The 13,382-nt window shown below is 71.6% G+C and carries 13 protein-coding genes; 9 read left to right on the top strand and 4 right to left on the bottom strand.

Annotated elements, in window-relative coordinates; all coding sequences use genetic code 11:
• Positions 1-307: 307 nt before the first annotated feature.
• From AB0M36_RS29385 to AB0M36_RS29365, 5 genes are all read left to right on the top strand, one after another.
• Positions 308-1,243, top strand: coding sequence for a sulfotransferase (locus AB0M36_RS29385; protein WP_364163766.1), 936 nt, complete (start codon positions 308-310; stop codon positions 1,241-1,243).
• Between the two features lie 62 nt (positions 1,244-1,305).
• Positions 1,306-2,220: a hypothetical protein gene (locus AB0M36_RS29380; protein ID WP_364163763.1), complete on the top strand. Its 915-nt coding sequence runs from the start codon at positions 1,306-1,308 to the stop codon at positions 2,218-2,220.
• A gap of 524 nt (positions 2,221-2,744) precedes the next feature.
• Entirely contained in the window at positions 2,745-3,095 is a 351-nt protein-coding gene (locus tag AB0M36_RS29375) for an S-adenosylmethionine decarboxylase (protein WP_364163760.1), read from the top strand.
• A gap of 3 nt (positions 3,096-3,098) precedes the next feature.
• Positions 3,099-3,947, top strand: a complete 849-nt coding sequence (locus AB0M36_RS29370; protein ID WP_364163757.1) for a hypothetical protein — start codon at positions 3,099-3,101, stop codon at positions 3,945-3,947.
• Between the two features lie 108 nt (positions 3,948-4,055).
• Positions 4,056-5,033, top strand: a complete 978-nt coding sequence (locus AB0M36_RS29365; protein WP_364163754.1) for a serine/threonine-protein kinase — start codon at positions 4,056-4,058, stop codon at positions 5,031-5,033.
• A 24-nt stretch (positions 5,034-5,057) separates the two neighbouring features.
• On the opposite strand, the gene AB0M36_RS29360 is transcribed toward AB0M36_RS29365, so the two are convergent.
• Both AB0M36_RS29360 and AB0M36_RS29355 read right to left on the bottom strand, forming a co-directional pair.
• Positions 5,058-5,927 (bottom strand): universal stress protein, encoded by an 870-nt coding sequence (locus AB0M36_RS29360; protein ID WP_364163751.1) that lies wholly within the window; start codon positions 5,925-5,927, stop codon positions 5,058-5,060.
• Positions 5,924-7,384 (bottom strand): amino acid permease, encoded by a 1,461-nt coding sequence (locus AB0M36_RS29355; RefSeq protein WP_364163748.1) that lies wholly within the window; start codon positions 7,382-7,384, stop codon positions 5,924-5,926. The genes AB0M36_RS29360 and AB0M36_RS29355 overlap by 4 nt, the downstream gene beginning before the upstream one ends.
• 348 nt (positions 7,385-7,732) lie before the next feature.
• Between AB0M36_RS29355 and AB0M36_RS29350 the strand changes: the two genes are divergently transcribed.
• From AB0M36_RS29350 to AB0M36_RS29335, 4 genes are read left to right on the top strand one after another with little or no spacing between them, the layout of a single operon-like run.
• Positions 7,733-8,068, top strand: a complete 336-nt coding sequence (locus AB0M36_RS29350) for an STAS domain-containing protein (protein WP_364163745.1) — start codon at positions 7,733-7,735, stop codon at positions 8,066-8,068.
• Between the two features lie 28 nt (positions 8,069-8,096).
• Positions 8,097-9,116, top strand: a complete 1,020-nt coding sequence (locus AB0M36_RS29345) for an alpha/beta hydrolase-fold protein (protein WP_364163742.1) — start codon at positions 8,097-8,099, stop codon at positions 9,114-9,116.
• 13 nt (positions 9,117-9,129) lie between these two features.
• Entirely contained in the window at positions 9,130-10,365 is a 1,236-nt protein-coding gene (locus AB0M36_RS29340; RefSeq protein WP_364163740.1) for a hypothetical protein, read from the top strand.
• A complete protein-coding gene (locus AB0M36_RS29335) occupies positions 10,358-11,647 on the top strand; it encodes a cytochrome P450 (protein WP_364163737.1) in 1,290 nt (429 codons plus the stop codon). Before AB0M36_RS29340 ends, AB0M36_RS29335 begins: the two co-directional genes overlap by 8 nt.
• Here AB0M36_RS29335 and AB0M36_RS29330 read toward each other — a convergent pair.
• Positions 11,644-12,246, bottom strand: a complete 603-nt coding sequence (locus AB0M36_RS29330) for a TetR/AcrR family transcriptional regulator (protein WP_364163734.1) — start codon at positions 12,244-12,246, stop codon at positions 11,644-11,646. The genes AB0M36_RS29335 and AB0M36_RS29330 overlap by 4 nt on opposite strands.
• Positions 12,247-12,491: 245 nt before the next feature.
• A complete protein-coding gene (locus tag AB0M36_RS29325; RefSeq protein WP_364163731.1) occupies positions 12,492-13,268 on the bottom strand; it encodes an MBL fold metallo-hydrolase in 777 nt (258 codons plus the stop codon).
• Positions 13,269-13,382: the final 114 nt, after the last annotated feature.

Raw genomic sequence — 13,382 nt, 5'->3', positions numbered from 1 at the left:
GAGCGCATGAATAACCGCAGGCCTGGGGCCGTATCAGCAGGTCGCCGGCACGGTGGGTGAACCTATGACGACCACGGCAGCGCTCTGTGTCTGCGGCCATGCGCGGGAGGCCCACGAACACCATCGCCGGGGCACCGACTGCGCCCTGTGCGGGCCGGAGGTCTGTTCCCGCTTCCGTCGACGCACCTGGTGGCGGCGGCGCTAAGTCCCGCAGTCCCACAAAACCTACTAGTTCTGTAGGCTTAACCTCGCTTCGGTGGGTGCCGCGCCCCGGTCCGGCACCGTTGCCACGCGAGGAGGGACCCTCATGCCGCTTCCGGACTTCCTGATCGCCGGCGTTCCCAAGGCCGGCACCACCGCGCTGCACACGGCTCTGGTCAGACACCCCGGGCTCTACCTGCCGGCGGTCAAGGAGCCCAAGCATTTCCTCACCGACGGGCGTCCGCCCGCCACGGGCGGCCCGGGCGATGTCCAGACCTACCAGGAACACGTGTGGCGCTGCGCCGACTACGAGGCGCTGTTCGACCCGGCGCCGCCGGGCGCGCTGCGGGGTGAGGCCACGCCCTTCTACCTCTACGACAACCGCGCGCACGACCGCATCCAGGCGGTGCTGCCCGGGGCGCGGATCATCCTGCTCCTGCGCGACCCGGTCGACCGCGCCCACTCGAACTGGACGCACCTGTGGAACGCCGGGCTCGAGCCGGAGGCCGACTTCCTCGCCGCCTGCCGGGCCGAACGGTGGCGCAAGGCCGCCGGTTGGGCCGACTTCTGGCACTACACCGGCCTCGGAATGTACGGCCGGCAGGTGCAGCACCTGTTCAAGGTCTTCCCGAGGGACCAGGTCCTGCTGCTGCGCTACCGAGACCTCAAGGACGCGCCGGCGGCCACCCTCGACCGCGTGTGCGAGTTCCTCGGCGTACGCACCGGCGTGCTGCGGGAGATCCCCAAAGAGAACGTCAACCGGCACGTCGTCGAGGACAACGCCCTCAACAGGGTGCTGCGCGGGCTGCTGCGGACCGGCGGCAACGTCGGCCACCGGTTCCCGAGGTCGGTGCGCCTCGCCGCCCGAGGGCCACTGCTGACACTGCTGCATCGCAAGCGCGGCGCCCGGCCGGTCACCACCCCGGCCGAACGGGCGGCCCTGCTGCCCCTGTTCGCCGACGACATCGCCCTGCTCCAGGACGTGACCGGCGAGCGCTACGACGACTGGCTGGCGGTGCACCGACACGCCAGCGCGTCGTAATCCCTATATTGCCTATAGATGCAGCAAACTTGTGCGGAGACCTGCCACGGAACGGAGCCGCCTTGTCCCTCGGAACCCCGACGCTGCCACTACCTCGGTGGGAAGACTCGATCGTGGTGGTCGAGCCCCCCGGTGACGAACCGGGGGCCTGGGCCGGTGCCCCGTCCTGCCTCGAGGCGGACGGATACGTCTACCTGGCGTACCGGCTCCGGCTGCCGATCGGCGAGGGTCGCGGCATCTCCAACGTCGTCGCCCGCTCGACCGACGGCGTGACCTTCACGGTCGTCGCCACCGTGGACAAGGACCGCTTCGGTGCCGAGTCCCTCGAGCGTCCGGCCCTCGTGCGGACGCACGAGGGCCGGTGGCGGCTCTACGTCAGCGCGGCCACCCCCGGCACCAAGCACTGGCGCGTTGATCTCATCGAGGCCGGCACCCCGGAGGGCCTCGCGACCGCGCCCGCCCGCACCGTCCTCGCCGGCGACGCGACGATGGGCGTCAAGGACCCGGTGCTGCACCACGACGTGTACGGCTGGCACCTGTGGGCCTCCGTGCACCCCCTCGAATCCTGGGACGACGCGGACCGGATGACCACCGAGTACGCGACCAGCCCCGACGGCGTGCACTGGACCTGGCGCGGCACGGCGCTCGCCGGCCGCCCCGGCGACTGGGACGCCCGTGGCGTACGCGTCTCCTCGGTGTCGGTGACCGGGGACACGATTCTGGCGACGTACGACGGTCGCGCGACGGCGGGGGAGAACTGGGAGGAGCGCACGGGTGTGGCCCGGGGTTCCCGCCTGCCGGACGGCAGCTTCGGCGAGTTGACCGCGACCGACGACGAGCCGCTGGGCAGCCCGCACGCACCGAACGGCCTGCGGTACGTGAGCCTGGTGACGCTGCCGGACGGCCGGCGCCGCAGCTACTTCGAGGCCACCCGCGAGGACGGCGCCCACGATCTACGGACCGAGTGCGCCGGCTAGGTCGGCACGGGGTGGATATGAGCGGTGTCACCCGTCCCGCCCCCGACGGTGGGCCGTGATCCACTTCGGCCTACCGTCGATCCCATCTCGCTCGGTCCTCCGCGGCCGCCCTACCCGGCGGCGCGCCGCGAATGAGTGACCTCCCATGGCGGAGTCGTCCCACAAGGACGGTCTCCGCCATGTCTGTTCCCGTCGACTTCGCTCACCGTCAACGAGGCGCTACGCAGCGTTACTGAGTCGGGCGTGAGCTGTACCACTTCGTGGGTGGGGCATTTTCCGGCCCGAAGGGCCGTTGTGCCCTGCGGAGTGCGAGAAGTCCGCATCTGGCGGGGTTGTCGGGAGAGTTGGGGCCGTGGAGACGAAGCCCCCGCCCGCCGCCGAACTCGCGTGCCATTGACGCTCCGTAGCAACTAGCTACATTTGGTGTGAGACGGGCTTACCGCCCGGGACGCGCGAATCGGACTCTGTGTCGTGGCTCCTCGTGACGGTTCACGAGGCGTCGGCCCCTCCAGACAAGGAAGCGGATGCTGGACTTCAAGGACCTCGCCCCGACCATCACCCGCCAGCGCATGGTCGTCGAGGGATACCCGACGTTCGTGATCACGGACGCGCACATCAAGGACTACCTGCGCCAGCTCTCGGACGTCACCGACATGATCACGATCATCGACCCGGTGACCCACGTCAGCGAGCTGTACGGCTGGGCGGGCTGGATCCACTGGGAGACCTCCGGCGCCCACTTCTACTCCTGGGAGCGCCCGATCTCCTTCTTCAGCGTCGACATCTACACCTGCAAGGCGTTCGACCCGCGCGCCGTCGTCGACTTCACCCGCGCCTACTTCCGCACCACCGAGATCGTCGCGAAGGAGTTCTGAGCGGTGACCGCCGCGACCGGCACCCGCTACGAGCTCAGCCCCGAGACGGCGCGCCGCGTCGTCACCGAATTCCTGGCCGCGCATCCCGGGCGCGGGCGCTTCGTCAGCGCGGTCGTCGGCCCCGACGCCCCGCTGGCCGACGTCGGCCGGGCGCTGGAACGGCAGGTCTTCGAGCACGCCTTCGGCAACGACGCGACGGTCATGGCCGACGAGTACGGCGCGTACGAGGCGAACAGCATCTTCTTCGTTGTTCTCGACCGCCGCCGAGGCGTCCCGGCCGGGGTGGCACGCATGATCGAGAGCACCGGCCGGGGCGTCAAGACCATCGACGACGCGCCCCGTCTCATCGGCGTGGGCACCGACGACATCCTGGCCGCCCACGGCATGGACGGCGGCCGGGTCTGGGACTGCGCCACCCTGGCCGTCCTGCCCGAGTACCGGGGCGGCCGCTCGTCGCTGATCGTCAGCTCCCTGCTCTACCGCACCTTCCTGGTCATCGGCGCGCGCCGGGAGGTCCGGCACGCGGTCTCCATGCTCGACCGCGGCGCCTACCGCAACATCGGGTTGATGGGTACGCCGCTGCGCCCCCTGGCCGGATCGGCACCGTTCGCCTACCTCGGCTCGCCCGAGAACCGCGCCGTGTACATGGATTTCCCGGCGATCGCCCCGGCGGTCGCCGCGAAGGCCGCCGAGCACCGCCGTCGAGCCCGTCCGACCCTGGCCACGCTGCGCCCGCGTGGCCTGCGCCGGATCCTCACCCACCGCGTCGCCGCGACGGTCTCGCGGCGCGTCGGCACCGGCCACGACCTCGATCACCTCATCGTCGGGCCTGACGGCGCGATACCCCTGTGACCTCCGCTTCTCAGGGCACCGATTGAGGCGTTTGTGCTGCCCGACGTCGGGGTACGGGTTCGGAGATCGCGGTGCGGGCGCCGCGTGACAACCACAGGAGGTTCGGCGATGCGCACCCTGGGCGGGCGGTACCAGCTCGTGCAGCGCATCGGAATCGGTGGCATGTCCGAGGTGTGGCGCGGCCACGACCGGGTGCTGGACCGGCCCGTCGCCGTGAAGATCATGGCTCCGGGGATGGAGGGCACGCTCGGCGACGTCAACGGCGTCGACCTCGTCCGCACCGAGGCGCGCTCCGCGGCCCGGCTGGCGCACCCCAACGTCGCCGGCGTGCACGACTTCGGCACGTCGCCGGCGCCGGACCGTGAGGTCCCGTACATCGTCATGGAACTGGTCGAGGGGCAGACCCTCATGGAGCACCTCGCCGGCGGCCGGCTCGACTGGCGCATCGCCGTGCGGGTCTGCGCCGAGGTCGCGGCGGCGCTGGCAGCCGCGCACGCCGAGCAGGTCGTGCACCGCGACATCAAGCCCGCCAACATCATGCTCACCCCGTCCGGGGCGAAGGTCCTCGACTTCGGCATCGCGGCCTCCACCGGCACCCCCGACCCCGACCCGGACGGCCCGGTCATGGGTACGCCGGCCTACGTGGCGCCGGAACGCTTCGAAGGCCTGCCCGCCACCCCGGCCTCCGACATGTACTCCCTCGGCGTGCTGCTCTACCACTGCCTCTCCGGCCGGCTGCCCTGGGACGCCGAGTCCGGCACCGCGCTCGTGTACGCCCAGCGCTTCCGCGACCCGGACCCGCTGCCGCCCGTCGACGGCCTCGCCCCCGAGGTGCTCGACCTCTGCTCGCGGTGCCTGCACAAGGATCCGGCGGAGCGGCCGACCGCGCTGGTCGGGGCCCTGCTGCTGGCCGAGGCCGTGGACGCCCGCGTCTACGTTCCCCTCGCGGACCTGGGCACCCGGACGCCGCGCCCGTCGACGATGTCGCCGTGGGACCAGCGGGCGGCGGAGGCGCCGACCGACATGGCGCTGCCGATGGACCACGAGACGGTTTTCCAGGATCGCACCGGCCGCCACCGCGCCTGACCTCGGTGTCAGGCGGTGCGCGGCTCAGCCGCTGCGCGGAACGACGACCACCGGGCGTCGGGCCCGGCGCACCAGGCGCGCCGACACCCCGCCGAGCAGCACCCGTCGCGCCGGGCCGTATCCACGGGAACCGCAGAACAGCACGTCCACGTCCTCGAGCTCGGCGAGCTGGTCGACCACGTCACCGACCCGGATCTCCCAGTCGACCGTGACGCCCGCGACCGACTCCGCGGCCCGGGCCAGCGCCTGCTCGTAGGTCTCCCGGGCCGTGTCGAGGAACGCGCGCTCGGCGTCCTGCCCGACGAGGAACGGCAGCGCCGCGTCGGCGTCGGCCACCACGGTGGTGAGCCGGATGCGGCTGCCGGTGCGGACCGCCAGGCGCGCCGCCGCCTCACACGCAGCCCGGCCGTCGGGAGTGTCCACATACGCCACGCCGATGCGGCCCTGCGCCCCGGGCGGCGTCTCGGAGGCCGACGGTGCCACCGCCACCGGGCACACGCTGCCGGCCAGGAGCCGGTCGGCCGTGCTGCCCGCGAACAGCCGGTCCCGGGGACCCGCACGCCCGGAACCCACCACGATGAGCTCCGCCCGGAGTTCCTCGGCGAGGTCGTGCAGCCCGTGCGCCGCGGAGGACGAGGCGACGATCCGGAACGCCGCGTCGTCCGGGGAACCGGAGAGCACCGCCCGGGCGCCCTCCAGCACGGCGGCGGCGGCCCGGTCACGGTCGGCGATCCACTCGGCGTCCACCCGGCCCGACCCCAGCGCCGCCGGTGCCGGGCGCACCACCGCGACGACCAGCGGGGCGCCCAGCACCGACGCCGCCCACCGGCCCAGGACCAGGGCGTCCTCGCCGGCCGCACCGCCGTCGACGCCCACGATCACCGGCCCGGTCACGATTTATTACCTTCCCCGCGGGCCCAGCCCGGCGTGCCCGTGTCGTCGCGGCGTAGCCGGGAGTTGCGGTAGCCGTACAGGAAATAGATCAACAGGCCCGCCGCCAGCCAGACGACGAAGCGGACCCAGGTGTCCCACGGCAGGTCGCTCATCAGGTAGACGGCGAACACGATGCCGAGGATCGGCAGCACCGGCGACCACGGCACCCGGTACGGCCGGAGCATGTCGGGCCGGGTCCGGCGCAGCACCAGCACGCCGATGTTGACCAGGACGAAGGCGAACAGCGTACCGATGTTGACGAGCTTGACGATCTCCGAGAGCGGGACCAGCGCGGCCAGGATCGCGATCAGCACGCCCAGGCCGACGGTGAGCGTCGCCGGGGTGCCGTAGCGCGGGTTGACCGTGGCGAGCCGCTGGGGGAGCAGGCCGTCGCGGCACATGGCGAAGAAGATGCGGGTCTGGCCGTACATGATGACCAGGACCACGCTGGTGATCGCCACGACCGCGCCCAGCGCGAGGACGGCCGCCGCCCAGCTGAGCCCGGCGCCCTGGTCGAGCGCGGCGGCCAGCGGCGCGTCGCTGCTCTCGAGCTGTTGCGGGCTGGCGATGCCGATCGCGCCGACCGCGGTCAGCACGTAGAACACCGTGCAGATCACCAGCGAGCCGATGATGGCGAGCGGCAGGTCCTTGGCCGGGTTGCGCGCCTCCTCGCTGCCCGTGGAGACCGCGTCGAAGCCGATATACGCGAAGAAGATGATCGCCGCCGCGGCGGTCACCCCGTCGACGCCGGACGGCGCGAACGGCTGGAAGTTGCCGGTGCTGAAGTTCATCATCGCCACCACGATGAAGAACAACAGCACGGCGAGCTTCACCACGACCATGACCAGGTTGACCCGCGCGCTCTCGGTGACGCCACGGACGAGCAACAGCGTGATGGCCAGCACGATGAAGACCGCGGGGAGGTTGAAGACGCCGCCGTCCTCGGGCGATTTCGCGATGGCGTCCGGCAGGGTCCAGCCGAACGAGGCGCCCAGGAAGGCGTTGAGGTTGCCGCCCCAGCCCACCGCGATCGCGGCGACGCTGACGCCGTACTCGAGGATCAGGTCCCAACCGATGATCCAGGCGACGATCTCGCCGAGCGTGGCATAGGTGTAGGTGTACGCGCTGCCCGAGACCGGAATCGACGACGCCAGCTCGGCGTACGACAGGGCCGAGAACGCGCAGGCGACGGCCGCCAGCACGAACGACAGGATCACCGCCGGCCCGGCCACCCCGGCGCCCTCGCCGATGACGACGAAGATCCCGGTGCCGATGATCGCGCCGACGCCCATGGCGGTCAGCTGCAGGGAACCGACGGCCCTCTTCAGGCCGTGCCCCTCCTCGGCGGTCTCGGTGATGAGCGACCGGACGTCGCGCACCGCGAAGATGCCCGGTTTCCGGCCCGGAGTCGTTGCCATAGCGCACCCTCCGCAGGGCGACGGCCGCGCCGTGTCCGCCGCAGTGATACCGCACCCGGCCGCGCCCGGGCGGCGGTCCACGCCAGCGTCGTACATTGTCGACCACCGCTGTCACCGTGTCGTCCACCTGCGCGGACCGCAAGATGATCTGCGTTATCCTCCAAACTTGCCCGCTGTGCTTGCCGATCCGCGCCCGCCCGGCGTAGGCCCGTGGCCGGACCGCGGCGGACCGGCTGTGCGCCCCGCTCACGCAGTTGTGCGGCAGCCTGCGGACGTCACGGCGGACGTTGTACGGTGAGTTCACCGGCACAGATCTTTCTCGAGGCGGGATGCATGGGCGAAGCCGTCATGACCACCCGACGCCAAGCGGACGGCGCCATCGTGGTCGACGTGCGCGGTTCGCTGGACGCGGCCACGGTCGACGCCCTGCGGGACGCCCTGGTCGGCACCCTGCACGGCGAACGACCGGCCCTCATGATCGTCGATCTCACCTTCGTGACCTTCATGGACTCGATGGGCGTCGGAGCGCTGGTCACCGGCCACAACACCGCCCGCGAGACCGGCACCCGGTTCGTGCTGCGCAACCCCAGCGAGTTCGTGCACCGCCAGCTGCGGGTCACCGGCCTCGCCGAGCTGTTCGGGCTGCCCGTCGCCCCGTCAAGCCCGCAGACGTACACCCCCTGATCGGCCGCCGACCGGCTAAGGTTCCGACATGGAGCCAGCGGCCGGATCGTGGTGCACCGCGACCGAGATCGGCTTCCGGCTGCGTGACCACGAGCACCGGCTCGTCGGCGTACGGCTGGAGTCCAGCGTCGCAAGCGGCGACTTCCACTACCGTGACGATCTGCGCGCCTGGGAGCTGCGCCTGCCCCGGCCGGACGTGCACCGCCTCGAGTACCGCCTGACCCTCGAGCTCGGCGGCCACAGCGAGACCGTCGCCGACCCGGACAACCCGCGCCGGCAGGGCGACGCGTCGGTGCTGTGGTGCCCCGACTACCGCGAACCCGGCTGGCTGCACCTGCCCCGCTGCGCCGGCCGGTGGCACGACGTCTACCTGCCGCTGCCCGCCGTGCACGGCGAGATGGTCGCCCGCGTCTGGTCGCCGGACGTGGCCACCGACCGGGTCGTCGTCGCCCACGACGGTCCCGACTACGACCGTTACGGCGAACTCGGCCGCTACACCGCGGCCATGATCGGCGCCGGCGGGCTGCCGCCGTACCACCTGGTCCTACTGCCGCCCGGGGAACGGCTCGAGTGGTATTCGGCCAGCCCGGCGTACGCCCGCGCGCTCGCGGGAGACGTGCTGCCCAAGATCGCCGCCGAGTTGGGCACCACGCGGCCCGTGGTGGGCGTCGGCGCCAGCCTCGGTGGGCTCGCCATGCTGCACGCCCAGCGCCGGCACCCGACCGGGTTCGCCGGCCTGTTCCTCCAGTCGGCCAGCTTCTTCCGGCCGCGCCACGACCGGCAGGAGTCCGGCTTCCGGCGCTACCTGCGGATCGTGCGATTCACCGGCCGGGTGGTCCGCGCCGACGACGGTCCCGGCGTGCCGGTCGCGCTCACGTGCGGCACCGTGGAGGAGAACCTCGCCAACAACAAGGACATGGCGCGTGCTCTGCGCGATCACGGGTATGCCGTGACGTTCGCCGAAGTGCCGGACGCGCACAACTGGACCGCCTGGCGCGACGCGCTCGACCCGCATCTCACCGCACTGCTGCGGAAGGTGTTCAACTAGCAAGGAGGCGCCAATGGCCGACGTCGAGCACACCATCGGACTGCTGCTGGGCACCGAGGACGACTGGCCACGGGCGTACGAGGCCCTGCTGCGCCGGGTCGGGGCGATCACCGACGCCGCCGGGCGCACGCATCGCACCCGCAGCGTGCGGGTCACCATCGAACCGTTCAACCTGCGCGACTCGCCGAAGCACGACCTGATCATCGACCGGCTCGCGTACTGGTACTACCACCCGCGCGAGTGGCTCAAGAAGGTCGCCCTCATGGACGACGTCTACCTGCTCAACAGCCCGTTCACCTTCCAGTCCATGGAGAAGCACGCCGCCTACTGCGCGATGATGCGGCTCGGCCTGAAGGTGCCCGAGACGGTCCTGGTGCCGTTCAAGAACCCCCTGGACAACTCCCGGTACGCCTACACCTCGGCGCGCTACAACCAGCCGTTCGACCTGGACGAGCTGGCCGCGACGGTCGGCTATCCGATGTTCATGAAGCCGTACGACGGCGGCGCCTGGGTCGGCGTGTCCAGGATCCGCGACGCGGCCGAACTGCACGCTGCCTACGACGCCTCGGGGGAGCGGCTCATGCACCTGCAGGCCGCCGTCGAGGACTACGACGTCTTCGCCCGCTCGCTCACCATCGGACCCGAGACGATGGTGATGAAGTTCCGCCCCGAACTGCCGATGCACGAGCGGTACGCGGTCGACCATCACTTCCTCAGCGACGCGGTGGGCGACGAGGTCGTCACCATCTCCCGGCTGGTCAACGCGTTCTTCCGCTGGGAGTTCAACTCCTGCGAGTCGCTGGTCAAGGGCGACGACGTGCACCCGATCGACTACGCCAACGCCTGCCCCGACGTGGCGGTGACCTCGCTGCACTACTACTTCCCCTGGGCGATGGCGGCCCTGGTGCGCTGGAGCGTCTACTGCGTCGTGACCGACCGCAAGCCCCGGCTCGACATGGACACCTCGGCCTACTTCGCCGTCGCCGACGACCCCGACCTGTCCTATCCGGAGAAGCTCGGCTTCTACCGCCGGCTCGCGGACGACTACTTCGAAATCGACAGGTACGAGGAATTCTGCGAGAAACACCTCTCCCACGTCGACGAGCTGGTCCACGACTGGGTCGACTCCCCGGAATTCCGGTCCCTGCTCGGCGAGACGGTCCGCGCCATGCATCCGCCGCACGAGCACGAACGCTTCCTCGGCCACTTCGGCGGCCTCATCGACGCCTGGCTGCGCGACAATGGCTGACCTCGCTGGCAGGACAAGGGCTGATCTCGCCGAGACCCTGCGCTTCGCCGCGGCCCTGCACGGCAGGCGGCTCGACTTCCTCTACCACGGGTACGTGCGGCGCGACCCGATGTCGTTGCTGCACCTGCGGCCCGGCCGCGACGACCCGTACGCGATCTACCGCGGCATGCCGGCCCTGGGACCCACCCGCCTCGGCCACTGGGTGACCACCAGTCACGCGCTGTGCGACAGCGTGCTGCGGGACCGGCGTTTCGGCGTACGCTCCGCGGAACTGACCGTGCCCACCCCGCCGGCCGAGGGATTCGACATGTCCTTCCTCGACCGCGACCCGCCCGACCACACCCGGCTGCGCCGCCTGGCGCAGCCGGCGTTCACCCCCAAGCGGATCGGCGGCTACCGCGCCCGCGTCGAGGCGACGGTCGACGGCCTGCTTGACAAGGCGGCCGCCGAGGGCGAGTTCGACCTGGTCCCGGCGTTCGCCGCGCCGCTGCCGATCGCCGTCATCACCGACCTGCTCGGCGTCCCCGACGCCGACGCCGCCCGGTTCGCCCGCTACGGCACCGTGATCGGCAGCGCCCTCGACGGCATCCGCTCGCTCACCCACGCCGCCCGCCTCCAGGCGGCGAGAAAGGACCTGAACGGGCTGTTCGAACGCCTCTTCGCCCTGCGCCGCACCTCGCCCGCCGACGATGTGATCAGCGCCATCGTGGCGGCCGAGGGGGACCGGGTGCGCCCCGAGGAGATGGTCCCGATGTGCACGCTGCTGCTGGTGGCGGGCTTCGAGACCACGGTCAACCTGATCGGCAACGCGGTCGACGCCCTGCTCGCGCACCCGAGCCAGTGGGCGGCCCTGTGCGCCGACCCGGCCGGTCTCGCCTCGGCGGCGGTCGAGGAAACCCTGCGCTACGACCCGCCGGTGCAGCGCACGGCCCGCTGCGCCCACCAGGACCTGGATCTGGCGGGAGAACGGGTCCGCGAGGGCCAGTTCGTGGTGACCCTCATCGGCGCGGCCAACCGCGACCCGGCGGCCTTCCCCGACCCGGACAGGTTCGACATCCAGCGCGCCCCGACGACCGAGCATCTCGCGTTCTCCAGCGGCATCCACTACTGCGTGGGGGCACCGCTCGCTCGGCTGGAGGCGACGGTGGCGCTGCAACGCCTCGCGGAACGCATGCCCCACCTCCGCCGCGCGGGCCCGCTGCGGCGCCGGGTCTCGAGCACCGTACGCGGACCGATCAGCTTCCCGGTCCGCGCGGACCACAAGGTCATGTCCGCGCCCTAGTCGGCCGGCGCCTCGGCCCCCAACAGCATCCGCATCCCGGTCTTGGCTTGCCGAAGCACGTCCGGATCGTCGTACGCCTTGGCCATCAGGGCATAGCCCTGCAGGTGAGCCAGCAGCCGCATCGACGCCTCGCCGGGGTCGACCGCCGCGGCGATCTCGCCACGGCCCTTCGCCTCGGCGATCGCCTCGGTGAAGTAGCGGGTCCAGCCCGCCAGGATCCGGGTGACCTGGGCGCGGGCATCGTCGCCGTGGCCGGCCATCTCCGCGGCGAGCCCGCCCAACGGACAGCCCGGGGTGGCACCCATCCGCTGCCGCAGCGCGGCGAGCATCTCGGCGAAGCTGTCGACGAACCGATCGATGCGCGCCAGCGGTGCGACGTCGTCGGCGAACGCCGCCTGGAGCACCGCGCTCATCATGTCCCAGTTGCGCTCCAGCACCGCGGTGCCGAGCGCGTTCTTGGACGGGAAGAAGTGGTAGAGACTGCCCTTGTGGATGCCCGCGGCGCGGCAGACCTCCTCGGTGCTGACCTGCGCGAGCGAGGCGCCGTGCACGAGGTCACGAGCCACCACGACGATGCGCTCGCGGGTGTCGTTCGCCATCCGCGGCCTCCTTACCGACGACCCGGCAAAGGTAACAAGACCCATTCCGCCCGCCGGCACCGCGCCTGGTCCGGCTGGCGGCTTTCGTCGTTCATTGCGCGGCTTTCGTGGGCGGCTCTCGTTCGGCGGCTCTCGTTCGGCCGCTCTCGTTCGGCGGCTCTCGTTCGGCGGCTTTCGTCGGCGGCGTGGTGCCCGTCTGTCGGGGTCTCCACGCCCGGCCGTGGTCGAGCGGCTCCGCGGCGACGCTACGAGCTGTGCTGGGCCGCCCGTCGCGTCAGCCGTCCCTGGCGCGCGAGCCTGTCCTGACGCCGCTGCTCCCGGGTGACCCAGCCGGCGACGCGGTCCGGGTCCAGTGGCCCGCCGTGCCCGACGTGCAGCGCCCGCGGCCGCAGCGCCAGCATCTCGCGCAGGCTGGCCAGGTTGCCCGCCGGATCGTCGTGGAAGGGCGGATTGGCCGGCCGACCCCGGATGAGCCCCATGAAGGAACCGGCGATCAGATCGCCCGCGACGAGGTCGCCCTCGCCGGTCAACACGGACACCGACCCGGCCGTGTGCCCGGGCGTGGGCATGACCCGCGCATCGACCCCGAAGTCGTCGAGCGCCGTCGGCCCGTCGAGCAGCACGTCGGGCTCGACCGGCTCGGCCCGGACATGCAAAGCCCGTGCCCGGGCCAGCAGGCGGCCCATCGGACCGGTCGGCAGGTACGGCTTGCGGACCCGTCCGCTGCGGTACTGCCCGGCGTCGGCGACGTGCCCGGCGACGGGAGCGCCGGTCCGCCGCCGCAACTCGGCCGCCGCGCCGAAGTGGTCGATGTGGGCGTGGGTGAGAACGATCAGCGCCAGGTCGCCCGGGTCGACGCCGAGCCGGGCGATGCCCTCGTAGATCCGGTCCGCGCTGCCGGGAATGCCGGCGTCGACGAGGATCGGACGCCGCCCGATCACCAGGAAGGCGTTGATGTTGTGCTTCCCGGCAACCGGCACGGCGGCGACCCGGGTACGGCTTGCCGCGAATTTGTCTCCCATGGTGGTGCCTTTCCTTTGTGCCCGCCTCACGGCGCGACCGTCGGTTGACCGACCGGTCAACTGCGCGGATGCCGCTTGACTGATCGGTCAACTCACCCTAGGGCCTGGTTGACT

Origin of the sequence: Actinoplanes sp. NPDC051346 (genome assembly GCF_040682215.1) — a bacterium.
Classification (GTDB): domain Bacteria; phylum Actinomycetota; class Actinomycetes; order Mycobacteriales; family Micromonosporaceae; genus Actinoplanes.
This window is presented reverse-complemented; position numbering and strand designations above follow the sequence as displayed.